Annotated in this window: 20 protein-coding genes; 9 read left to right on the forward strand and 11 right to left on the reverse strand. The window is 65.6% G+C overall.

Annotated elements, in window-relative coordinates; all coding sequences use genetic code 11:
- Positions 1 to 85: 85 nt before the first annotated feature.
- The 3 genes from EWE75_RS03650 to EWE75_RS03660 form a co-directional block, all read right to left on the reverse strand.
- Complete coding sequence (locus EWE75_RS03650; protein WP_130155342.1) at positions 86 to 1270, reverse strand: acyl-CoA dehydrogenase; 1185 nt, start codon at positions 1268 to 1270, stop codon at positions 86 to 88.
- A 23-nt stretch (positions 1271 to 1293) separates the two neighbouring features.
- Complete coding sequence (locus EWE75_RS03655) at positions 1294 to 2163, reverse strand: S-methyl-5'-thioadenosine phosphorylase (RefSeq protein ID WP_130155343.1); 870 nt, start codon at positions 2161 to 2163, stop codon at positions 1294 to 1296.
- 191 nt (positions 2164 to 2354) lie between these two features.
- Entirely contained in the window at positions 2355 to 2978 is a 624-nt protein-coding gene (locus EWE75_RS03660) for a DNA-3-methyladenine glycosylase family protein (protein WP_130155344.1), read from the reverse strand.
- Positions 2979 to 3047: 69 nt separating this feature from the next.
- Between EWE75_RS03660 and EWE75_RS03665 the strand changes: the two genes are divergently transcribed.
- Positions 3048 to 3365, forward strand: a complete 318-nt coding sequence (locus EWE75_RS03665) for a 2Fe-2S iron-sulfur cluster-binding protein (RefSeq protein WP_130155345.1) — start codon at positions 3048 to 3050, stop codon at positions 3363 to 3365.
- 202 nt (positions 3366 to 3567) lie between these two features.
- Here EWE75_RS03665 and EWE75_RS03670 read toward each other — a convergent pair whose 3' ends face one another.
- The 4 genes from EWE75_RS03670 to secB form a co-directional block, all read right to left on the reverse strand.
- Positions 3568 to 4227 (reverse strand): DUF4136 domain-containing protein, encoded by a 660-nt coding sequence (locus tag EWE75_RS03670; RefSeq protein ID WP_130155346.1) that lies wholly within the window; start codon positions 4225 to 4227, stop codon positions 3568 to 3570.
- 261 nt (positions 4228 to 4488) lie between these two features.
- Positions 4489 to 5493 (reverse strand): tryptophan--tRNA ligase, encoded by a 1005-nt coding sequence (trpS, locus tag EWE75_RS03675; RefSeq protein WP_130155347.1) that lies wholly within the window; start codon positions 5491 to 5493, stop codon positions 4489 to 4491.
- Between the two features lie 15 nt (positions 5494 to 5508).
- Positions 5509 to 7077: a murein biosynthesis integral membrane protein MurJ gene (gene murJ, locus EWE75_RS03680; protein WP_130155348.1), complete on the reverse strand. Its 1569-nt coding sequence runs from the start codon at positions 7075 to 7077 to the stop codon at positions 5509 to 5511.
- A 28-nt stretch (positions 7078 to 7105) separates the two neighbouring features.
- A complete protein-coding gene (secB, locus tag EWE75_RS03685; RefSeq protein WP_130155349.1) occupies positions 7106 to 7612 on the reverse strand; it encodes a protein-export chaperone SecB in 507 nt (168 codons plus the stop codon).
- Between the two features lie 166 nt (positions 7613 to 7778).
- Between secB and EWE75_RS03690 the strand changes: the two genes are divergently transcribed.
- The 4 genes from EWE75_RS03690 to EWE75_RS03705 all read left to right on the forward strand — a co-directional run bounded on the left by EWE75_RS03690 (position 7779) and on the right by EWE75_RS03705 (position 11987).
- A complete protein-coding gene (locus tag EWE75_RS03690) occupies positions 7779 to 8423 on the forward strand; it encodes a Tim44/TimA family putative adaptor protein (RefSeq protein ID WP_130155350.1) in 645 nt (214 codons plus the stop codon).
- A complete protein-coding gene (mltA, locus tag EWE75_RS03695; protein ID WP_206364668.1) occupies positions 8420 to 9673 on the forward strand; it encodes a murein transglycosylase A in 1254 nt (417 codons plus the stop codon). The genes EWE75_RS03690 and mltA overlap by 4 nt, the downstream gene beginning before the upstream one ends.
- Positions 9648 to 10229, forward strand: a complete 582-nt coding sequence (locus EWE75_RS03700) for a Smr/MutS family protein (protein ID WP_130155352.1) — start codon at positions 9648 to 9650, stop codon at positions 10227 to 10229. Before mltA ends, EWE75_RS03700 begins: the two co-directional genes overlap by 26 nt.
- A 99-nt stretch (positions 10230 to 10328) precedes the next feature.
- The gene (locus EWE75_RS03705) at positions 10329 to 11987 is read left to right on the forward strand and encodes a putative bifunctional diguanylate cyclase/phosphodiesterase (RefSeq protein WP_130155353.1); all 1659 of its coding nucleotides are present in this window, start codon (positions 10329 to 10331) and stop codon (positions 11985 to 11987) included.
- Between the two features lie 72 nt (positions 11988 to 12059).
- Here EWE75_RS03705 and EWE75_RS03710 read toward each other — a convergent pair whose 3' ends face one another.
- The gene (locus EWE75_RS03710) at positions 12060 to 14921 is read right to left on the reverse strand and encodes a TonB-dependent receptor domain-containing protein (protein ID WP_130155354.1); all 2862 of its coding nucleotides are present in this window, start codon (positions 14919 to 14921) and stop codon (positions 12060 to 12062) included.
- A 304-nt stretch (positions 14922 to 15225) separates the two neighbouring features.
- Between EWE75_RS03710 and EWE75_RS03715 the strand changes: the two genes are divergently transcribed.
- Positions 15226 to 16251, forward strand: a complete 1026-nt coding sequence (locus EWE75_RS03715) for a sensor histidine kinase (protein ID WP_231708195.1) — start codon at positions 15226 to 15228, stop codon at positions 16249 to 16251.
- Positions 16252 to 16270: 19 nt separating this feature from the next.
- On the opposite strand, the gene EWE75_RS03720 is transcribed toward EWE75_RS03715, so the two are convergent.
- The gene (locus EWE75_RS03720; protein WP_130155355.1) at positions 16271 to 16573 is read right to left on the reverse strand and encodes an alkylphosphonate utilization protein; all 303 of its coding nucleotides are present in this window, start codon (positions 16571 to 16573) and stop codon (positions 16271 to 16273) included.
- A gap of 135 nt (positions 16574 to 16708) precedes the next feature.
- Between EWE75_RS03720 and EWE75_RS03725 the strand changes: the two genes are divergently transcribed.
- Positions 16709 to 17698 carry a hypothetical protein gene (locus EWE75_RS03725; RefSeq protein WP_130155356.1) on the forward strand — a complete coding sequence of 330 codons (990 nt, stop codon included), beginning with the start codon at positions 16709 to 16711 and terminating at the stop codon, positions 17696 to 17698.
- Positions 17699 to 17775: 77 nt separating this feature from the next.
- Here EWE75_RS03725 and EWE75_RS03730 read toward each other — a convergent pair whose 3' ends face one another.
- Positions 17776 to 18618: a hypothetical protein gene (locus EWE75_RS03730; RefSeq protein ID WP_130155357.1), complete on the reverse strand. Its 843-nt coding sequence runs from the start codon at positions 18616 to 18618 to the stop codon at positions 17776 to 17778.
- 177 nt (positions 18619 to 18795) lie between these two features.
- Between EWE75_RS03730 and EWE75_RS03735 the strand changes: the two genes are divergently transcribed.
- A complete protein-coding gene (locus tag EWE75_RS03735) occupies positions 18796 to 19035 on the forward strand; it encodes a hypothetical protein (protein WP_130155358.1) in 240 nt (79 codons plus the stop codon).
- Entirely contained in the window at positions 19035 to 19469 is a 435-nt protein-coding gene (locus EWE75_RS03740; protein WP_130155359.1) for a type II toxin-antitoxin system VapC family toxin, read from the forward strand. Before EWE75_RS03735 ends, EWE75_RS03740 begins: the two co-directional genes overlap by 1 nt.
- A 107-nt stretch (positions 19470 to 19576) precedes the next feature.
- On the opposite strand, the gene lepA is transcribed toward EWE75_RS03740, so the two are convergent.
- Positions 19577 to 21388 (reverse strand): translation elongation factor 4, encoded by a 1812-nt coding sequence (gene lepA, locus EWE75_RS03745; RefSeq protein WP_130155463.1) that lies wholly within the window; start codon positions 21386 to 21388, stop codon positions 19577 to 19579.
- Between the last annotated feature and the right edge of the window lie 192 nt (positions 21389 to 21580).

Here is a 21580-nt window from a genome sequence, read left to right on the forward strand (position 1 = left end):
TCGCTTCGCTCCTCCCTCCCTCTCCCATTGGGAGAGGGAAGGGGCCCACCGGCGCAGCCGGTGGGAAGGGTGAGGGTGACGTGCGTTAAAACGCCGCAATCCCGGTAATCGCCCGCCCCAGGATCAGCGCATGTACGTCATGCGCGCCCTCATAGGTGTTGACCGTCTCGAGGTTCATCAGGTGGCGCATCACCTGATATTCGCCCGAGATGCCGTTGCCGCCGTGCATATCGCGCGCCATCCGCGCGATATCGAGCGCCTTGCCGACATTGTTGCGCTTGACCATCGAGACCATCTCCGGCGCGAACCGGCCTTCGTCCATCAGCCGCCCGACGCGCAGGCTGGCCTGTAGCCCCAGCGCGATCTCGGTCTGCATGTCGGCGAGCTTCTTCTGGAACAATTGCGTCGCGGCGAGCGGCCGACCGAACTGCTTGCGATCCAGCCCATATTGCCGCGCCGCGTGGAAGCAGAACTCCGCCGCGCCGAGCGCACCCCAACTGATCCCGTAGCGCGCGCGGTTGAGGCACGAGAATGGCCCCTTCAGTCCCGACACTTCGGGGAACAGCGCATCCTCGCCGACCTCGACATCCTCCAGCACGATGCCGCCGGTGATCGACGCGCGCAGGCTGAGCTTGTTCTCGATCTTCGGCGTGGACAGCCCCGCCATGCCGCGCTCCAGCACGAAGCCGCGGATCGCGCCGCCGTGCGCGTCGGACTTGGCCCAGACGACAAACACATCGGCGATCGGCGCGTTGGTGATCCAGGTCTTTGCGCCGGACAGGCGGTAGCCGCCATCGGTCTTGACCGCGCGCGTCGTCATGCCGGCGGGGTCGGAGCCGGCGTCGGGTTCAGTCAGCCCGAACGCGCCGATCCACTCGCCGCTGGCGAGGCGCGGCAGGTATTTCGTCTTCTGCGCTTCCGATCCGAACGCGAGGATCGGGTACATGACGAGGCTCGACTGCACCGACATCATCGAGCGATAGCCCGAATCGATCCGCTCGACCTCGCGCGCGACGAGGCCATAGGCGACATAAGACGCGCCGACCCCGCCATATTGCTCCGGCACCGTCGCGCCGAGCAGCCCGAGCGCGCCCATTTCGCGGAAGATCTCGGGATCGGTCTGCTCGTCGCGGAAGGCGGCGAGGATACGCGGCGCTAGCCTGTCGTCGGCATAGGCGCGCGCGGTGTCGCGGATCATCCGCTCGTCGTCATCGAGCTGATCGTCGAGGAAAAACGGGTCCGCCCAGTCGAAAGCGCTCATGCCGGCCATAACAGTCTCTCCGATTGTATCGTTCAGCGCCCGAGGACGCGCGCCATGATCTTGTCGAGCTTCGCGAGCAACGCCGGATCGCGCGCTTCGGGGGCGGTGATGAGCGCCTGATCGAGCACGGTGTCGAGCGGGGAGGGCGCGCGCTCGGGCGGGAGCGCTTCGACGAACGCCGCCACGGTCTTGCGAGCGATCTCGCCATTGGCGTGCATCTGCTTGATGACCTCGCTCACCTCGACATGCGCCTCGCTCTCGCGCCAGCAATCATAGTCGGTGACCATGCCGATCAGCGCGTAGGGAATTTCCGCCTCGCGGGCGAGCTTGGCCTCGGGCATCGCGGTCATGCCGATCACGTCCGCGCCCCATTGCCGGTAGAGCAGGCTTTCCGCGCGTGACGAGAATTGCGGGCCTTCCATCGCGATATAGGTCGCGCCGGCTGCCGCCGTGCCGCCCGCCGCCGTCACCGCCGCCGCCGCGAGGCTCGACAGGCGCGGGCAGGTCGGCTCGGCCATCGAGACGTGCGCGACCATGCCGGTGCCGAAGAAGCTGGAGGCGCGCGCCACTGTCCGGTCGATGAACTGGTCGACGATCACGAACTTGCCCGGCTCCAGCTCTTCCTGAAGGCTGCCGATCGACGAGATCGCGAGGATATCGGTCACGCCGCTGCGCTTGAGCGCGTCGATATTGGCGCGCGCGTTCAACTCGGACGGGCTGATCCGGTGGCCCCGGCCGTGGCGCGGCAGGAAGACGAGATCGACGTCGCCGATCGTGCCGAACAGCAATTCGTCGGACGGATCGCCCCACGGCGTCTCGACGCGCCGCCACTCGGCATTGCGCAAGCCATCGATCGCGTAGAGGCCCGAGCCGCCGATGATGCCGATCGTCCATTGGGTCATGGGGTACGCCTCTTAGAATGTGCCGGTTGCGTTCAGGCGATAGCGCGGTGGAGTGTTCGCGCAAGTCATAGGAGGGGAATGGAAGGTCGCCGCCGGCGAAGCCGTCGGCCGGGTTCGGCGGCAAGCGCCGACCCGCCGGCCGTGCCGGGCGCTGCGCTACGCGCACCGGCGCTTGGTCGCGCCTGCGCCCGTCAAATCACCTTCATATCACTCCCATAATGGTGCCACGCGAAGATCGCGAGCGCGCCGCGATGCGGGCGCCAGCCTTCCGCCAGCTCGCGCAGCAGTTTCTCGCTCGGGCGCGTCTCGTGGCCCAACAGGCGGCCGATCTCGATCTGCACGGCGAGGTCGCCCGCCGGCCAGATATCGGTGCGGCCTTCCGCGAACAGCAGGTAGATTTCCGCCGACCAGCGGCCGATGCCCTTGATCCGCACCAGCGCGGCAATCGCCGCTTCGTCATCCTCGGGAAGATGATCGAGGTCGAGCCGGCCGCTCGTCACCTCTTCGGCGAGGCTGCGCGCGTAGCTCGCCTTCTGGCGCGACAGCCCGGCCTCGCGGAGTTGCTCGTCGGTGGTGCGGGTGATCGCCGCCGGATCGGTGACGTCGCCCGCGACGATCGCCAGCTTGCGCCATACCGCTTCGGCGGCATGCGTGCTGACCTGTTGGCCGAGGATGGTGCGCAGCAACGTCGCATAGCCGCGTTCGCGGATGCGCGGCGCGGGATAGCCGGCGCGCGCAATCGCGGCGGCGAAGGCCGGCTCGATCGCGCCGAGCGCGTCGAGGCCGCTGCGAAGGTGCTCGGCGCTCAGGCCCACGGCGACGTCCTTGCGTTGACCGGGGCGGCGCGGCATGGCGGCGCAACGAAACCCCGAAGGAGGAAATGGATGCCAAAGCTTATCGTCGTGACCCGCGAAGGGGAAGAACGCGTGCTCGACGGACAGGTCGGCCATAGTGTGATGGAGATCATTCGCGACGCCGGCATCGATGAACTCCTGGCTCTGTGTGGCGGCTGCTGTTCGTGCGCGACCTGCCACGTCCATGTCGACCCGGAGTTTGCGGCCAAACTCCCGAAGATGAGCGCAGACGAGGACGATTTGCTCGATTCGACCAACGAGCGCGACGCGACCTCGCGGCTGTCGTGCCAGTTGCCGTTCAGCGAAGAGCTTGACGGCATGCGCGTTAGGATTGCTGAAGAGGACTGACGGGTAGAGGCCAGCACGCTGCTGGCCGGTGCGGCAACGCCGCACTACCCGGCGCGGCCGGCGGGTCGGCGCTCGCCGCCGAACCCGGCCGACGGCTTTGCCGTCGGCGCACTTCGATCTTATCCGAAAACCGTTCGTACCGAACCCTTCGGCTGGCTGGCAAGCCAGCCGCCCAGGGCTCGGGACGAACGGTGGATAGTGTTCAGCCCTTCTTCTCGGGCGCGATCGTGATCTTCACCGTCTCGCCCGAATTGCCGGGGAACCCCGTGAACATCGCCTCGACGAGACGCGGCACCAGATAGGGCAGATCGTCGGTGCGCGACTGCGCCTTGGCGGTGCCCTCGAACACATGCGCGCCGGTGTCGGCGCGCTCGATCGTCACCATCAGTTCGCTGGTGTAGACGGTGTAGCTCGACACGTCGGGGCCGAAGCCGCCGCCCCACATGAACGGATCGTTGAAGCCAAAGGCGAAGCGGCTGCGGCCATAATAGCCCCAGCGCGGGCCACCCCAGCCACCATAACCGCCGCCCCAGCCGCCGTATCCACCATAACCGCCGCCGAAGCCCGGCGTGGTGACGGTACGTTCGCGGCCATGATCGACATCATAGGCAAGCTTGACGACCAGATCGGCCGGGCCACCTTGCGCGGGGCGATAGCCCTGCTGGGCGAGCTTGCCCGAGACGAGGCTGGCATATTGGCTGAATTCGAGGCCGCCGCGCTGATTGGGATCGACCGGCTGCACCACGAAGGTCTGGCCAGTCGATGGCGCGAGTTGCTGGAAGCGCGACACTTTCGCCGCGAACGGCTGGGCACAGCCGCCCAGCGCGAGCAGCGCGGCGGCGGCGAAAGGAAACATCTTCATGATTTCACGACCTTGCTGGAGACGGCATTATATCTGCACTGCCAGATGGCCCCTGAATAGCGCTTGAACAAGACGCTGCCTAGGGACGGATCGCGCGGGAGATCGGGCTGATGGATCAAACCTCTGCCGTTCGTGCCATTCCCAGCCGCTCGTCAAACTCAACCGTTCATCCCGAGCGAAGTCGAGGGACCAGCCCGGAGCGCAGGTGTCTCGACTTCGCTCGACACGAACGGGGGGCGAATTGGGCAGAACGGGCCGGGCTTACAGATGCAGCCCGACCGCCTCCTGCGCGGCGCGCAACGTCGGCGCGCCGAGCGCCGCCGCCTTGGCCGCACCCTCCGCCAGCGCCGCCGCCACCGCCGGCCGGTCGCCGAGCAGCGCGGTCAATCGGTCGCGGATCGGCCCCAGCGTCGCGATGGCGAGATCGGCGAGCGCGGGCTTGAACGCGCCGAAGCCCTTGCCGGCATGCTCGGCCAGCACCGCGACCGGCTCCACGCCGGCAAGCGCTGCGTAGATCGTCACCAGATTGAGGGCTTCGGCGCGGCCTTCCAGCCCGGCGACCGTCTCGGGCAGCACGTCGGCGTCGCTCTTGGCCTTGCGCAGCTTGCTCGCGATCACGTCGTCGCTGTCGATCAGGTTGATGCGCGATGCGTCCGAGGGATCGGACTTGGACATCTTCACCGATCCGTCGCGCAAGCTCATGATGCGCGGCGCGGCCTTGGAGATCAAAGGCTCCGGCAGCGGGAACAGATCGACACCGAAATCGCCGTTGAACTTGGTGGCGATGTCGCGCGCGAGTTCGAGATGCTGCTTCTGGTCATGCCCGACCGGCACATGAGTCGCCTTGTAGAGCAAAACGTCGGCGGCCTGCAGCACGGGGTAGGTGAACAAAGCGACCGACTGGGTCTCGCCGCTCTTGCCGGCCTTGTCTTTCCACTGCGTCATGCGGTTGAGCCAGCCCATCCGGGCAGTACCGCTCAGCAGCCAGTTCAGCTCGGTGTGCGCCGGCACGCGCGCCTGGTTGAACAGGATCGACCGCTTCGGATCGATCCCGCAGGCGAGCAACGTCGCCGCCATCTCGACCGTGTTGGCATGAAGCTCGGCGGCGACCACCGGCTGCGACAGCGCGTGCAGATCGGCGAGGAAGAACAGGCAGATATCGTCCGGCCCCATCGCGTCCTGCATGGCCACCCACTGCTTGATGGCGCCGAGATAATTGCCGAGGTGGAGGTTGCCGGTGGGCTGGATGCCGGAAACGATACGCATGAATGGTCTCGAATGTCAGGCGGCGCGACGGCGCCGCAGGAAGGCCAGATCGGCGCGGGTGAACGCACCGAGCACGAAGGTCGCGATCGCATAGACCAAGCCACCGGCGGCGACCAGCACCAGCATCGCGCCGGTCCGTACGGTCCAACTCCCGTGCGTATAGGGCGTCAGCAGCCCTTGCAGCAGCCACAGGATCAGCCCCATCGCCAGCGCGGCGAGCGCGAGCCGCCACGCGCGGCGGCGCAGCCGCGCATCGGGGGCGAAATGGCCGCGTGTACGCAACGCGCGATAGAGCAGGATGGTGTTGACGGTCGAGGCGAGCGCGGTCGCGAGCGGCGGCCCCATGTGCTTCAACGGCACGATCAGCGCGAGGTTGAGCACGAGGTTCACCCCCATCGAGATCGTCGCATAGCGCACCGGCGTGCGCGTGTCGGCGCGCGCGTAGAAGCCGGGGGTCAGCACCTTGACGAGGATGTAGCTCGGCAGCCCGATCGAGAAGGCGGCGAGCGCTTGTGCGGTGTTGACGGTGTCCACCGCGTCGAACTTGCCGTGTTCGAACAGCGCCGCGACGATCGGCCCGCCGCACAGCACCAAAGCGACCGTGGCGGGCAAAGTGAGCAGCAGCGCGAGTTCCATGCCGCGGTTCTGCGTTTCCATCGCGGCCTTGTCCTCGCCCGCGCCGAGCTGGCGCGAGATTAGCGGCAGCAGCACCGTGCCGAGGCCGATGCCGATCAGCCCGAGCGGAAGCTGGTTCACCCGGTCGGCCATGTAGATGTACGTAACCGAGCCGTGATCAAGCAGCGACGCGGCGAGCGCGGTCGATACGACGAGGTTGATCTGCACCGCGCCCGCGCCGGCGGCGGCGGGCCAGATCAACGCCAGCAAGCGCTTCACGTCGGCGTTGAGGCGCGGCACGCGCGGGCGGATGCTGACGCCGTTGGCGCGGCAGGCTGCATATAGCCAGACCAGTTGCAGCAGACCCGACACGCTCACCGCGACCGCCTGATTGCGCGCGGTCAGGAACGGATCGTGGTTGTGGAACGCCAGCAGCGCGACGATCAGCGTCACGTTGAGCAGGATCGGCGCGGCGGCGTTGACCCAGAATTTCTGGAGCGAATTGAGGATACTGCCGAGCAGCGACACCAGACTGATAAACATCAGATAGGGGATGGTGAAGCGCGACAGCAGCACCGCGAAGGCGAACTGATCGTGGCTGACGCCGTGGAACTTGCCCGACAGCGCCAGCGTCACCGGCCAGGCGAACACTTCGAGGATCACCGTCATCACGATCAGGATCGGCAGGAGCACCGAAAGCACGTCCTGCGCAAAGGCGATCCCGTCGGGCAGGCCGCCGCCGTCCTTGTCGCCGACCTTCTTGTTGAACATCGGGATGAACGCCGCCGAGAACGCCCCTTCGGCGAACAAGGCGCGGAACATGTTGGGCAGGCGGAACGCGACGAGGAACGCATCCGACGCGAAGCTCGCGCCGACATAGCGCGCGAACAGCGAGTCGCGCACCAGCCCGAGAATGCGGCTGGCGAGCGTAAGCCCGCCGACCGAGCCGAGCGCGCGCGCGAGGTTCATCGTTCGGCGCCCGCCCCCTTGGCTTGGATCAGGCGTTGCCGGTCACGCCGACATTGCCCTGCTGCTGCGCCGCCTGCTGGAGATACAGCGCGCCGAAATCGATCGGCTCGAGCATCAGCGGCGGGAAGCCGCCGTCGCGGACGGCGTCCGCAAGCACGCGGCGCGCGAACGGGAAGAGCAGGCGCGGCGCTTCGCCGAGCAGGAACGGCTGGATATGCTCCTCGGGGATGTTGCGCAGCCCGAACAGACCCGCGAACGACAGATCGACCAGAAACGCGACGGTGCCCTCGGATTCGGCGCGCACTTCGATGCGCAGCGTGATTTCATGGACATCCTCGCCGACCTGGTTGGCGCCGATGTTGAACTGCACGTCGATCGCGGGCGCGCCCGGCGTCTGGTAGATCGCCGGCGCGTTCGGGTTCTCGAACGACAAGTCCTTGACATATTGCGAGATCATGCCGGCGGCGGGCGCCGTGTCCTCACCATTCGAAAACGGCGCGGTGGTGGTGATGATGCCGTCGTCCTGTTCGCTCATGAAACGCGTCCTTGATTCTCTAACGGAGCGGCACAGCCCTCTGGCGCTGCCGAAGCGGCGCGCGTAGCAGGGGGCGCGCGGCAGTTCAACACGCAGGCGGCGGTGCCATTTGTATCGTCCGTGCGTTGCGCCTATATTGGCTGTTCGCCGAAGTTCAGGAGGCAAAGTGTTCTACGTCGTTCTGCTCGGGATGGTCGCCGGTTTTCTGGCGTTGCGTCTCTATATGGTCCTCGGCAAGCGGACCGGGCATGAGCAACCTTTGCCCAAGCCCGCCGAGGATCGCGCGCCGATCACGGTGCTGCCGCGTCCGATCGAGACGCCCGGCGAATCGCGCGAGCTGTTCGGCCGCAACATCGCGCCGCGCGCCGAAGCCGGCCTGCGCGCGATCGTCGCGGCGGAGCCGGGCTTCGACGTGATGCGCTTCCTCGAAGGCGCGCAATCGGCCTACCGGATGATCCTGGAAGCCTATTGGAGCGGTGACGAGGAGCAACTCGCCTGGCTCGCCGAGGATGACGTGCGCGCCGCCTTCGTCGCCGCCATCGCTGAACGCGCCGAGGCCGGGCATACGCTCGAAAATCGCCTCGTCACGATCGAGCGCGCCGCGATCACCGATGCCACGCTGACCGGCAAGGCGGCGCGGATCACGGTGCGCTTCGACGCCGATATCGCGGCGGTGACGCGCGACCGCGACGGGGTCGTCGTGGCCGGCTCGATGACCGATGCGGTCGAGACTCATGACATCTGGACCTTCGCGCGGACGCTCAAGAGCAGCGATCCGAACTGGAAGCTTGCCGACACCGACGAGGCGTGACGTCCTTGCTGCGTTGGGGGGTAGTCGCTGCGGCCTTGCTGCTGGGCGCGTGCGTGAGTCCTGCCGAACATGCGCGACCGGGTGCCGGCACCGCGCCGGTGCGGCGTCCGCCGGTTGCCGCGCGGCCGCTGCCGCCGGCGCCCGCGACGACGACCCCGAACGCGCCCGGCGCGCGTGACGCGGGCGTGGTCGCCGGCCCGGCGATCTACACGCTGCCGATCGACGATGCTCAGGCGGCGCGCGCGCTGGCGGCGTTCCGCCTGTCGTGCCCGACGCTGCGCAAACGCAGCGACGCCTCCGGCCTGACCCGCGCGACTGACTGGAACGCCGCCTGCGACGCTGCGGCGACCGTCCAGCGCGGCGAGGCGCGCGGGTTCTTCGCGCAATATTTCGAGACCGTGCAGATCGGCGACGGCAAGGCATTCGCCACCGGCTATTACGAACCCGAAATCGCCGGATCGCGCGACCGCCGGCGTGGCTATGAGGTGCCGATCTTCGGGCGTCCCGCCGATCTCGTCGATGTCGATCTCGGCCAGTTCAGCGACACCCTCAAAGGCAAGAAAATCCGTGGTCGCGTCGATGGCGCCAATTTCGTGCCCTATTTCGATCGCGCCGCGATCGAGGACGGCGCGCTCGGCACGCGCGCGCCGGTGCTCGCCTGGGCGGCTGATCCGGTCGAATTGTTCTTCCTCCAGATTCAGGGATCGGGCCGGCTGCGCTTGCCCGATGGATCGACGCTGCGGATCGGCTACGCCACGCAGAACGGGCGCGACTATACCGGCATCGGCGCGCTGATGCGCCAGCGCGGGCTGCTCGCACCGGGGCAGGCGACGATGCAGGGCATCGTCGCCTGGCTGCGCGCCCACCCCGCCGAGGGCCGCGCGCTGATGCGCGAGAACAAGAGCTTCGTGTTCTTCCGAACGCTCGACACCCCGCCGATCGGCGCGCTCGGCTATCCGGTGACGGGTGGGGCGAGCGTCGCCGCCGATCCGAAGTTCGTGCCCCTCGGCGCGCCGGTGCTGCTGTCGATGGACCGCGCTGACGCGAACGGCATCTGGATCGCGCAGGATACCGGCGGCGCGATCAAGGGCGCCAACCGCTTCGACACCTATTGGGGTGGCGGCGCGCAGGCGGAAGCGACGGCTGGCGGCATGTCCGCGCACGGCACCGCGTTCCTGTTGCTGCCGGTCGGAACGCTGGCGCGGCTCGCGGCGGAGGGGCTGAATGGGAAAGCGCCCGTTAAGCGCTGAGGAAGCGGCGCTGTGGGCGCGCGTGATCGCGAGTGTCCGCCCGATGCGCTTGCCCGCACCGCCCAAGCCGACCGCACCGCCCAAAGCGCCGGTAGCGCCCGCGCCAGAGCCGCCAGCGCCGGTGAAGAAGGTGCGCGGTCGCGTGCCCGCGCCCTTGCCGCGTCCCGTCAAGCCCGCCGCACCGCGTCCGCTCACCGCCAACACGCTTGACGGATCGTGGGACCGCGACCTGTCGCGCGGCCGCACCGTGCCAGACAGTTCGATCGACCTGCACGGCCATACGCTCAGCTCGGCCTATGTCCGGCTCGACGCCGCGCTCGATTTCGCGATCCAGAGCGGCCAGCGCGTGCTGCTCGTCATCACCGGCAAACCGCCCCGCGCCGAGAGCGAACGGCCGCATGCGCGCGGTGCGATCCGCGCCGCGATCGGCGACTGGCTCGCCGGTTCACGCCACGGCACGCATATCGCCGCCGTCCGCCCGGCGCACCCGCGCCACGGCGGAACCGGCGCGCTCTACATCATCCTGCGGCGCAGCACGGAACATCGAAACCGTTAACCTTTGGCTGATATCTGCTTCCAAACGGGAGCGAACATCCCACGGTCGCAGGAGTACCTCAAGATCGCTACGACGGCAGCTTTACGCACGCGCCAGAATATGGTGACGGGTGCCGCTGCGGTGTTGGCGGTCCTGCTCGCCGCCGCGGCGATCTTCAATACGCCTACCGCTCCGGTCGCGCTGATCTTCGCCGCCGCCTGTTCGGGCGTGTTGCTGCTCGGTTTGGGCCGCACCGCCGCCGCGCGTCGTGCGGCGATCAACGGCGCGGTGCAGCGGCTTGCCGTCGCCGCCCAGGGGGATCTCAGCAGCACCGTTCCCGCGATCACCATCGCGCATGCCCCCGAACTGGCAAACGCGATGGCGGCGTTGTTCGAGGCGCAGGCGAGTGCGCTCGACACGGTCAGCCACCTCGCCATGTTCGACGCGGTGACAGGGCTGCCCAACCGCACCAGCTTTCGCCGCAGTTGCGAACGCGTGCTCGCCGAAATGGCGGACGGGCAAAGCGCGGCGCTGCTGTTCATCGATCTGGACCGCTTCAAGCTGGTCAACGACACGATGGGCCATGCCACCGGCGATCTGCTGCTCGAAATGGTGGCGAACCGGCTGCGCGCGGTCGGGGACCGTTTCGCGGGTGAGAGCGACCGGGATCTGCCGCTGATCGGGCGACTTGCCGGGGATGAGTTCACGATGTTCTTCGTGGGGGTCGCGAACCCGGCGCTCGCCACACAGATTTGCCGCAGCGTGCTGTTCGCGCTGGCCGAGCCGTTCTGCCTGCACGGTACAGACGTCACGATCGGCGCGTCGATCGGCATCGCGCTGCGCCCTGATCACGGCGAGACGCTGACCGAGCTGATGCGCGCCGCCGATGCCGCGATGTACCACGCCAAGGCGACCGGCCGCGGCCGCGCCGAGCATTTCTCCGAAGCGCTTGCCGCCGGGATCGCGCATGGCCACCAGCTCGAAAGGGAATTGCGCGATGCGATCCGCGACGATCAGTTCATGCTCGTCTTCCAGCCGCAGGTCTGCGCCAGCGACGGCGCGATCGTCGCGGCGGAGGCGCTGGTGCGCTGGCGCCATCCGCGCGACGGCTTCCGCCTGCCGGGCAGCTTCATCCAGCGCGCCGAGGAGACCGGGCTGATCGTCGAGATCGGCGAATGGGTGGTGCGCGAGGTCGCCGAAACGATCGCGCGCTGGGGGCGGATCGGCATCGAGCAACGCCTTGCGATCAACGTCTCGCCGCGCCAGATCGATCATGTCGCCTTCTTCGAGCAATTGCGCGCGGCGATGCACGCGGCGAACGCCCCGGCACGGCTGCTCGAACTCGAAATCTCCGAATCGCTGGCGATGCGGTGCAGTGAATCGGTGATCGACGCGATCCGGCAGTTGCGTGCCGACGGCGCGACGATCGCGATCGACGATTACGGCACCGCCGCCTCCAGCCTGCCACGCTTGCGCAGGCTGCCGATCGACCGGATCAAGCTCGACCGCTCGCTGATCGAGCATGTCGTCGACGATGCGCAGGCCCGCGCGGTCGCGCAGGCGGTGATCGGGCTGGCGCACGGCCTCGGCTGCGAGGCGGTGGGCGAGGGGATCGAGACCCGCGCGCAGGCAGACGTGCTGCGCGTGATCGGCTGCGACGTGATTCAGGGCTATGCGATCGCCGAGCCGATGGCCGAGGAGGCGTTCATCGCCTGGGCGCGAAATTCCAAATCCACCGTGGCCGGCGCGCGCGGCGCGGTATGGAGCGCGGTCGGCTAAAGGCGGGGCGGCCAAACAAAAGCCTCCCCGGGCTTGCGCCCGGAGAGGCCGATCATGAAGCTGGCGTTCGGTTTACATCTTATAGGACAGCCGGGCGTATCCATACTGGCCGGGAACGTCGTAGGTCGTCGGATCGAAGTGGTTCAGGCTGCAGTTCACGCAGCCGGGCGGGTCCTGATTGAAGACGTTGTTGACCCCGAGCGTCAGCGCGACCTTCTTTTCGAGAAAAGCCGGGCTGAAGCTCAATTGCACATCGCCATAGAAGCGCGAATTGAGCCTGTTCCCGCCCTGAAGTTCGACCACGCTGGAGATATAGCGGCCGGTGAACGACGCGGATACGGCCTCGCCGGTCCAGTCGATCGTCGCGTTGCCCTTGAAGTGCGGATAGGCTTGATCGGGACCGCCGTCATTTTCGGTGCCGACATATTCGGTGACGGTGAAGCCGCTCGATGATGGCACTGCCTTGGTCAGGCTGAGCAGGAAGGTTCCGTTGGCGGCCAGGCCGAAGGTTCCGATCGAGGTCAACGGCGTGCGATAGTTGAAGACCACGTCGATCCCGCGCGTTTTGTAGGCGCCGACGTTCTGCAGAACGCCGTCGATGCGCGTGATGAAGCCGTTGCTCGCCCGCTTGACCGCAGCGCAACTGAGCGCGTCGCCGGTCTGTGCGCAACGATCGAGCAACGTCGTCGCCGGGATTGACGAGATCGTATCGTTGACGGTGATGTCGTAATAATTGACTTCGAGGCTCAGAACGCTCGCTAAGCCGGTTCCGCGTGCCCAGGACGGGCTGTAGACACCGCCGAACAACAGCGTGTTCGACGTTTCCGGCTTCAGTGTTGTCGAGCCGCCGGTCACGACGCCAACTTGGCTCACGACCTCCTTGTAACTTCCATCGGCCGGTACACCGTGTGCCGAGCAGTTGCTCTGGACGGTTTGCGACGTTTGATACGGCGACCCCGCGATGTTCGAGCAGGGATCGACGTCCAGCGTCTGGTCGAAGCGCGACTGGCTGCCGAACAGTTCGCCGATCGACGGCGCCCGCACCGTATGCGCATAGGATGCCCGAAGGAGGACGTCCTTAACGGGTTTCCAAAGACCGCTGCCGGTGTAGGTCCAGTTGGTGCCGGCGGTCGAATAGCGCGACCATCGACCCGACCCATCGACTTCGAGCGACTGGAAGAACGGCGTGTCGGCCAGGATCGGCACCTGCAACTCACCATAAAGTTCGTCGACATGGTAGCCGCCATGCGAAGCGAGCGCGGGAATGTCGGAACCAAGACCCGCCTGGATGATCGCGTCGGGCGTGAACGAGCCGCGCTGGTTGCGATGCTCGTAACCAAACGCCACGCCGAGCGGCCCCGCCGGCAAATCGAAGATCGTACCGCTCAGGTTGGCGGTATAATCCTCCATGTCCTGCGTGCTGGCGTCGTGTTCGTCGAAGCCGATGTACGACAGCATCGCCGGCGTGATCGAACCCACGCCGCCAAAGATATCGAGAGGCACGCATTGGCTGGTGCATTGTGAAACGGGCCCAAGCGCCTGCGCGACTTTCGCAGCGTTGACGTTGCCGGTGAAGAGTTGGTGCGCGCGGTTGGAGCCGACCACGGCGTTGACATCCCAGTACCAGTGACGATCGCCGACGTTGAACGAACCGTCGAGCGTACCGGTCAGCGACATGGTATCGACATGCTGCGTATAGGTCCGCTGCCCGGCTTCGACCAGGCGGCGGGCGAAGAAGACATAGTCGTTCGGCGTGATCGTGCCGAACGGGTTATACGGGTTGCTCGCGTCGATCGTGACCGAATCGATCGGCCCGCCAGTTCCCGCGCCCGGCCCGATGAAGAGCGGCAGGAATGCCGCCCTGTTCTGCGAATTGCGGCGATTGTAGAGCATCTTCACGCGCAGGTTCACGTTCGGGGTGAGTTCCTGCTTGAAGCTTGTCCATAACCCCCACCGTTCGGACGGCGTAAGGATGTAGTTATAGGGTCCGAAGTTGAAGCCGTTGTTGGCGGTCGTGTAGGATGTGAAGTCGCTGCTGGCGCCGGTCGGATCGAGCGGATTGAAGCGCGGTTTGCCCGAGACGGGCGCCTTCAAAGTGAGCGAGCCGTTATAGATCGCGGGATTCGTGAAGAGGAAGCGCCCCAGCGGCGTCGCGCTGCTGCAGCTTGTGCTGAAATGGCAATCGTCCGTGCCGGAAGGGTAGCGCGAGATCGCGCGATCCTTGGCGAGGATCGATTCCTGCTTCACATAGGAACCGCCGAAGACAAGGGTCATACCCTGGCTCTTGAGGCCATAGCTGACGTTGTAGTCCTGGGTATGGCCGTCGCCCTGCCGGTAGCTGCCGAACTGTGCGGACGCCTGCAAACCCTTCTGCGATTGCTTGGTTACGACGTTGACCACGCCGGCGATTGCGTCCGATCCGTACAGGGACGAGGCGCCCGATTGCAGGACGTCGATATGATCGATCATGCTCGCCGGCAGCGCGTTGAGATCGACGGTTGTCGGTATGCCGCTGGCGGACGCGCCGTTCACAAAGCGGAGTCCATCGACCAGAACGAGAGTGCGCTTTGCTTGAAGATAGCGCAGTTCGATTTCCGCCGAACCGGCGCCGACGCCACCACCGTCAGGCGGGTTGCCGAAGTTGCCGCTGCTGTTGACCTTGCTGTTTAGGCCGCCGCTCGCGCTCGGCAGGTGTTGCAGGATGTCGGCGATAGACGACAGGCCGGTCTTGGCGATTGCACCCTGGTCAAGCGTGACGACCGGAGCATCCTGTTGGAGCGGATCACGGCGAATGCGTGATCCGGTGACGACGACGGTTTCCGGCTCGGATGCACCCTCGTCCGGCACCGGCGTTTGCGCGGAAGCGATCCCGGTGCCCGCTATTATCAGCGCGGGCAGGAATACCCCGCAGCGCAATATGGATTTTTTTAACATTATTGTTTCCCCGTTTTGAAATCCCACGCGCTCATGGTGTCGTCAGTTCGACCTCGTAACAATGCGGAAACATTGTTTCTGGAGAGGGGCGGCGCGAAATTCTTTAACTGTTGCCGCAGTGCAACAAATGGAATGCGCGATAGAACGGCATATCCTGTCCGCTGCGGCCCTTCGGCTGGCATCCGCAAAGACGCGACGGGAAAGGGCCGGCGCCGGAAACGGCACCCGGGCTTTTTCGTGGCCGCCCGCCCTCCGCTTGTCGCTATGCCGAAGGGCGCGGGCAGGCTAAGGCGGGGGTGCGGTCGTGCCGGAAGCACCTGAGGAATTCGAAGTGGTTGCTGACATGCCCGAGCGTCACGAGTGGCGCCCCGAACACCTCCGCCGCGCCATCGTCGCGGCCGGGGTCGCGCTGTGGGCGTGGAATGTCGATACCGATGGCTTCACGATGGATGCGATCGGCCTGGACTTGTGGGGCTTGCCGGACCGCAAGACCGTCACGTTCGAACAATTGTCGTCGCGCATCCACCCGGCCGACCGCGACCGAGTCCGTTCCGCCTTCACCGCGACGCGCGCGATCCTCGGCCCGTATGAGACCGACTTCCGCATCCTGATCGGCGACGAGGTGCGCTGGGTATCCGCGCGCGGGCAGGGCGAGGATGTCGGCATCGTCGGGCGGACGATGTACGGCATCTTCCTCGACGTCACCGGCCGCAAACAGGCCGAGGAAGGCCATGAGCTGCTCGCCGGCGAAATGAGCCATCGCGTCAAGAATTTGCTCGCCATCGCCTCGGGGCTGACCGCGATCTCCTCGCGCTCGGCCGACAGCGCCGAACAGATGGCGAGCGAATTGACCGACCGCCTCTCGGCGCTCGGCCGCGCGCACGATCTCGTCCGTCCGCTCCCCACCGGGCAGGGCGATGCCGCGCTGCTCGGCGATCTGCTCTCCGTGCTGCTCGCACCCTATGACGATCTCGGCGCGTTCAAGGGGCGCATCCGCGTCGCCGTCGAGCGGATGGGCGTGGGCGAGAAGGCCGCGACCGGCCTCGCGCTGGTGATCCACGAACTCGCCACCAACGCGATGAAATACGGCGCGCTGTCGGTCTCGGCCGGCACGCTCGACGTGTCGAGCGTCGCCGAGGAGGACGACATCGTCTTGACCTGGCTGGAGCATGGCGGGCCGGAGGTCCGCGAGCGCCACGAGGGCGGCTTCGGCACCCGGCTCGTCGAGCGCACCGTGACCTATCAGCTCGGCGGCACGATCGCCTACGACTGGGCGGAGGCCGGGCTGATCGCGACGCTCCGCATGAGCCGCGCGCGGCTGGCGTCGTAACGCTAAGCCCGAACCGCGATCAGCGTTTCTTGACGAACTCTGCGCGCAGCACCAGGCCCTTGATGCCATCGTAGCGGCAGTCGATTTCCTGCGCGTCGCCGGTCAGCCGGATCGACTTGATCAGCGTGCCGCGCTTCAGCGTCTGGCCGGCGCCCTTGACCTCGAGATCCTTGATGAGCGTCACCTGATCGCCATCGGCGAGCAGATTGCCGACCGCGTCACGCACCTCGACCTGCGACGCCAGCTTGGTCTTCTCGGCGAGGTCCGCCGCTGAAACCCACTCGCCGCTGTCCTCGTCATAGACGTACTCGTCGTCGCTCATGCTGTTTCCTCCGTAGTATCGAATGGCGTCGGCCACGCGGCCACCCCGTCGGCTGGCTGGTAAGCCACCGGCCCGGGAAAGGCCATGCCCGCCGCCGCTGTCCTATGCGAACCAAATAGGTTAGATGCATCGCCCATGCAGAACCGCGTCCCCACAGCTCGCCCCGCGCTCGATTTCGAGCCGGTCCCCCGCAAATACCGCTACGACGGCTGGACGGCGGAGCGCCAGCGCGCCTTCATCGCCGCGCTCGCCGAGACCGGATCGGTCAAGGCCGCCGCCACGCGCATCAACATGAGCTACGAAGGCGCCTATTACCTGCGCCGCCAGCCCGGTGCCGACGGCTTCCGCGCCGCCTGGATCGCCGCGCTCGATCACGGTGTCCAGCGCCTCGCCGATATCGCCATCGAACGCGCGATCGAAGGCGTGCCCGTGCCGATCCACTGGCGCGGCGAGCAGGTCGGCGAGAAACGCCGCTACAACGATCGGCTGCTGATGTTCATCCTGCGCCACCATCTCGCCGATCGCTACGGCGGGCCGGGGCTCGCGCACGGCACGCGCAACCCCGAGACGATCGCGCGCGAGGCGGCGGAGAACTGCCCGGTCTGCAAGGCCCGCGCCGCCGAGGCCGAAGCGGCGGAGGCCGCCACCGCCGAAAAGCCGAAGGCGGACAGGTCGTGGCTCGAACGGACGCTCAAGCTCTACATCGGCAAGGTCGTCACCGAACGCAACGCGCGGCGGGAAGGCGATTTCGCCGGCGCCGACTTCGCGATGCGCCAGATTTTTTACATGGAAATGATGCTCGACTGCGCCGGCGCGCCAGAAGCGGTGCTCGCCTTGTGGAGCGAAGGCACTATGCACGACCTGCCGACCCACACCACCCCGGTCTGCAAACTCCTCGACCGCGCCCGCCGCGCCGCATGGGCGGACGACGGCCTGATCCGCCCCCCGGTCAAGCTGCCCGCCCAGGCTTTTGGGTCTCCGGCCATGCACGGCGGGCTGCATATGAAGGAGCGGTATGCGGCACAGGACGCGGCGTGCCGGCGGATGGCCGAGGCGCAGGCGCTGTGGGAAGCGGCGGCGACGGAGGAGGGGTGGGCGGCGTGGTGTGGGGAGGGTGGGGGGTAGGGGGTAGGCGGCTGTCCAGCGATCAAAATGAACGCTTGTGCCAGATCCTTCGAAGAGGTCATCTCGGCGGTAAGTGCCTAACCAGTCGTACTCTCCATTTTCCCAGGTTTCGAAGTGCCATAAAAAATTCGGCAGTGGAAAACGATTTCGTCACCGCAACTGCATAGGAATTTTCGAATCTCTCCAACTCGCATATTTTCCAAAGGTTTTACGGGAAAGTGATGTATCTTTCTACATGTGCAGGTTGCATGCACCTTTCGCAAAACAAAAGTTATCTCCTTTTCAGCAAGCTCTACCTCAAAACTTTCCGTGCAGTGCGGGTTTATGCAGTGGATTACCTTGCCCGCGGACAGAAGTTCGGAGCGTCTCTTGATGCGAGTTCCACAGTCACAGATGAACGAAACCTCCGGGCCGATACCTGTTGAAGTCAAGGTTCCGCTTGCGATTCGTTCAATCTCTATGAGCGCTTGCTCTACTTTTTCTCGGATCGCCTTGATATCGCCGAAATGTTCGACCTGCACGGCGCTTGATTTAGGCAACGAAACATGAAGGGCAGTATTTGCCAAGCCATTCCAAAGTTTGGTGATCAGCCTTCCGTCGAAACCCTGCTGCGTGCCGAGCGGAACGTATTCGAGCGTGGAGAGATCGTCGCCCTCGGCGGGCGGATGGCGAGCCATGCTGATCGTATATGTCGATGCAACATGCGGATCGACATCCTCTTCCAGAACCTTGATCACATGTCGCGGCGGCCAGCGGCGAATCTCTTCATGGGAGATATAATCGTGCGCTCTCGCCAATCTGTCATAACAGATGCGCTCAATCGCTAAGCGACATTCTAGCGCGGCGTAAGTCATTGCGCGCGCCGATCCGTCGGTCATATGCGTTTTGATATTTGCGATTGTATCCCGTAGGTCAATCATATGTGAAATCCTCCCGGCGTTTTACACTCGACCGCTTATAAATAGCGTTGCTTTCGCCTTGTCCCCGTTGGGGTTGTACCGATGCTAGCTAAACCGCATTTGGCCTCGCGCGCTAACCCTTATTCGCTTACAGGCGAAACTCTTGCTGCCGGACCTTTTCGCGCTTATCTTCCAGACATGGCCAAAGTCTCTCGCAACCGATCGACAGGGCGTTTCAGCATCGCTGCGAACGGCAAGGATTCGCCATCGACGATTCGCGATTCCCAAAGCGGCACGGTACTCGCGCTCAGGGGCTATGGCGCGATGTCCGGCGAATATGTCGTCCGCGACGGGATCGACCTTTCGAAGCCGATTGCCGCGCAGGCCGCCGACGTAAAGCCGAAGGAAAAGGCGATCGCCGCGCACAAGCCGGGCTGATGGCGCGGCTACTGCTCGATACCAATGCGCTGATCTGGTTCAACGCCGGCGCACCGCTCGAAGGCGAAGCGGTTTTCGAGATCGCCACTGCTCAGCGGGATGGCACGCTCTTCGTCTCTCCGATCAGCGCATGGGAAGCGGCTTTGGCGCTTCGCAAGGCGAACCCGGCGCGCCGTCCCGATCTCAGCGGAGACGATGCCGCAACGTGGTTTCGCCGCGTGCGACAGACGAGTGGCGCGAGGCTGGCGACGATCGGCGCGAGGATCGCGCTGGAAGCGGCGCGTGTGCCTGATGTTTATGGGATCGGCGATCCGGGCGATTGCTTCATCATCGCGACCGCGCGGGTCAACGATCTGATCGTCGTGACCCGCGATGGCCCGATGAGCGACTTGGCGCGAGCACGACCGGAGTATTTGCGGCTGATTCAGTGCTGATGCTCTGGTCCGCCGCGGCAAAGCCGCGTCGTCGGACGGCGCTGGCGCGCCGCCGGCCGGGCTGGTTTCGATCCTCGGCTAAGCTGCGCTTAGCCTGACGCGCTCACTCAGTTCTCGTCGCCCATTCGGAGGGCTGCGATAAACGCTTCCTGCGGGATCGAAACCGAGCCGTACTCGCGCATCTTCGCTTTGCCCTTCTTCTGCTTGTCGAGCAGCTTGCGCTTGCGCGTCGCGTCGCCGCCGTAGCATTTCGCGGTCACGTCCTTGCGCATCGCGCTGATCGTCTCGCGCGCGATCACCTTGCCGCCGATCGCCGCCTGGATCGGGATCTTGAACAGGTGGCGCGGGATCAGCTCTTTCAGCCGCTCGACCATGCCGCGCCCGCGCACCTCGGCGGTGCTGCGGTGGACGATCATGCTCAGCGCATCGACCGGCTCCTCGTTGACGAGGATGCCCATCTTGACGAGATCGCCCTCACGGTAGCCGATCTGCGTGTAATCGAAGCTCGCATAGCCCTTCGACAGCGACTTCAGCCGGTCATAGAAATCGAACACGACTTCGTTGAGCGGCAGCTCGTAGGTCGCCTGCGCGCGCCCGCCGACATAGGTGAGGTTCTTCTGGATGCCGCGCCGGTCCTGACACAATTTCAGGATCGAGCCGAGATATTCGTCGGGCACATAGATCGTCGCGAGAATCCACGGCTCGGCGATGCTCTCGATCTTGTTGGGATCGGGCATGTCGGCGGGGTTGTGGAGTTCGAGATGCCCGCCACCATGCGCCAGTTCGATCTCATACACCACGCTCGGCGCGGTGGTGATGAGGTCGAGATCATATTCGCGCGTCAGCCGCTCCTGGATGATCTCCAGATGCAGGAGGCCCAAGAACCCGCAGCGGAAGCCGAAGCCGAGCGCCGCCGAGGTTTCCATCTCGAACGAAAAGCTCGCGTCGTTGAGCCGCAGCTTGCTGATGCTCTCGCGCAGTTTCTCGAAGTCGTTGGCATCGACCGGAAACAGCCCGCAGAACACCACCGGCTGGACTTCCTTGAAGCCCGGCAGCGCCGCCAGCGCGGGGCGCTTCACGTCGGTCAGCGTATCGCCGACGCGCGCCTGCGCGACATCCTTGATCTGCGCGGTGATGAAGCCGATCTCGCCGGGGCCAAGGTCGGCGAGCTGCTCGATCTTGGGGCGGAAGCAACCGACCCGGTCGACGAGATGCTCGGTGCCGGCCTGCATGAACTTGACGTGCTGGCCCTTCTTGAGAACCCCGTCGATCACGCGGATCAGGATGACGACGCCGAGATACGGGTCGTACCAGCTATCGACCAGCATCGCTTTCAGCGGCGCGGTGGCGTCGCCCTTGGGATGCGGGATTCGCGTGACGATCGCTTCGAGCGTCTCGCGGATGCCGATGCCCGACTTGGCCGAGGTCAGCACCGCCTGGCTCGCGTCGAGGCCGATCACCTCCTCGATCTCGGCCTTGACCTTCTCGGCATCGGCGGCGGGCAGATCGATCTTGTTGATGACGGGCACGATCTCGTGATTGTGCTCGATCGACTGATACACGTTGGCGAGCGTCTGCGCCTCGACGCCCTGCGCGGCATCGACGACGAGCAACGCGCCCTCGCACGCGGCGAGACTGCGGCTCACCTCATAGGCGAAATCGACATGCCCCGGCGTGTCCATCAGGTTGAGCGTATAGGTCTCGCCATCGTCGGCCGTGTACGACAGGCGCACCGTCTGCGCCTTGATGGTGATGCCGCGCTCCTTCTCAATGTCCATGTTATCGAGCACCTGCTCGGACATCTCGCGCGCGGTGAGGCCGCCGGTCTGTTGGATCAGGCGGTCGGCAAGCGTCGACTTCCCATGATCGATATGGGCGATAATGCTGAAATTACGGATCTTTTCGAGTGGAGTCGTCACGTCGGCCATTCTGTGATGCAGGGTGTGACCGCGCCGATAGCATTGCTTGGACGATAAGCCAAAGCATGCGCCAAGAGACTGGCGATTGCGCCTGTGAAATGGTACGCGATCGGCGTTTGAGGTCGCGGTCTAACTTTCCAGGAGTGCCCACAGCCGAAGCATCGGCGCGGGCGAAATCAAGACAGGGGTAAT

This window comes from Sphingomonas populi (assembly GCF_004208535.1).
Classification (GTDB): Bacteria; Pseudomonadota; Alphaproteobacteria; order Sphingomonadales; family Sphingomonadaceae; genus Sphingomonas; species Sphingomonas populi.

Excerpts from the sequence above, each read along its gene's own strand:
- EWE75_RS03710 (WP_130155354.1), bottom strand. The coding sequence starts at position 14,921 with ATGTTAAAAAAATCCATATTGCGCTGCGGGGTATTCCTGCCCGCGCTG.
- EWE75_RS03720 (WP_130155355.1), bottom strand. The coding sequence starts at position 16,573 with ATGAGCGACGACGAGTACGTCTATGACGAGGACAGCGGCGAGTGGGTT.
- EWE75_RS03670 (WP_130155346.1), bottom strand. The coding sequence starts at position 4,227 with ATGAAGATGTTTCCTTTCGCCGCCGCCGCGCTGCTCGCGCTGGGCGGC.
- murJ (WP_130155348.1), bottom strand. The coding sequence starts at position 7,077 with ATGAACCTCGCGCGCGCGCTCGGCTCGGTCGGCGGGCTTACGCTCGCC.
- EWE75_RS03740 (WP_130155359.1), top strand. The coding sequence starts at position 19,035 with ATGGCGCGGCTACTGCTCGATACCAATGCGCTGATCTGGTTCAACGCC.
- EWE75_RS03650 (WP_130155342.1), bottom strand. The coding sequence starts at position 1,270 with ATGGCCGGCATGAGCGCTTTCGACTGGGCGGACCCGTTTTTCCTCGAC.
- EWE75_RS03730 (WP_130155357.1), bottom strand. The coding sequence starts at position 18,618 with ATGATTGACCTACGGGATACAATCGCAAATATCAAAACGCATATGACC.
- EWE75_RS03700 (WP_130155352.1), top strand. The coding sequence starts at position 9,648 with ATGGGAAAGCGCCCGTTAAGCGCTGAGGAAGCGGCGCTGTGGGCGCGC.
- EWE75_RS03655 (WP_130155343.1), bottom strand. The coding sequence starts at position 2,163 with ATGACCCAATGGACGATCGGCATCATCGGCGGCTCGGGCCTCTACGCG.
- EWE75_RS03735 (WP_130155358.1), top strand. The coding sequence starts at position 18,796 with ATGGCCAAAGTCTCTCGCAACCGATCGACAGGGCGTTTCAGCATCGCT.
- secB (WP_130155349.1), bottom strand. The coding sequence starts at position 7,612 with ATGAGCGAACAGGACGACGGCATCATCACCACCACCGCGCCGTTTTCG.
- EWE75_RS03705 (WP_130155353.1), top strand. The coding sequence starts at position 10,329 with ATGGTGACGGGTGCCGCTGCGGTGTTGGCGGTCCTGCTCGCCGCCGCG.
- trpS (WP_130155347.1), bottom strand. The coding sequence starts at position 5,493 with ATGCGTATCGTTTCCGGCATCCAGCCCACCGGCAACCTCCACCTCGGC.
- EWE75_RS03665 (WP_130155345.1), top strand. The coding sequence starts at position 3,048 with ATGCCAAAGCTTATCGTCGTGACCCGCGAAGGGGAAGAACGCGTGCTC.
- EWE75_RS03725 (WP_130155356.1), top strand. The coding sequence starts at position 16,709 with ATGCAGAACCGCGTCCCCACAGCTCGCCCCGCGCTCGATTTCGAGCCG.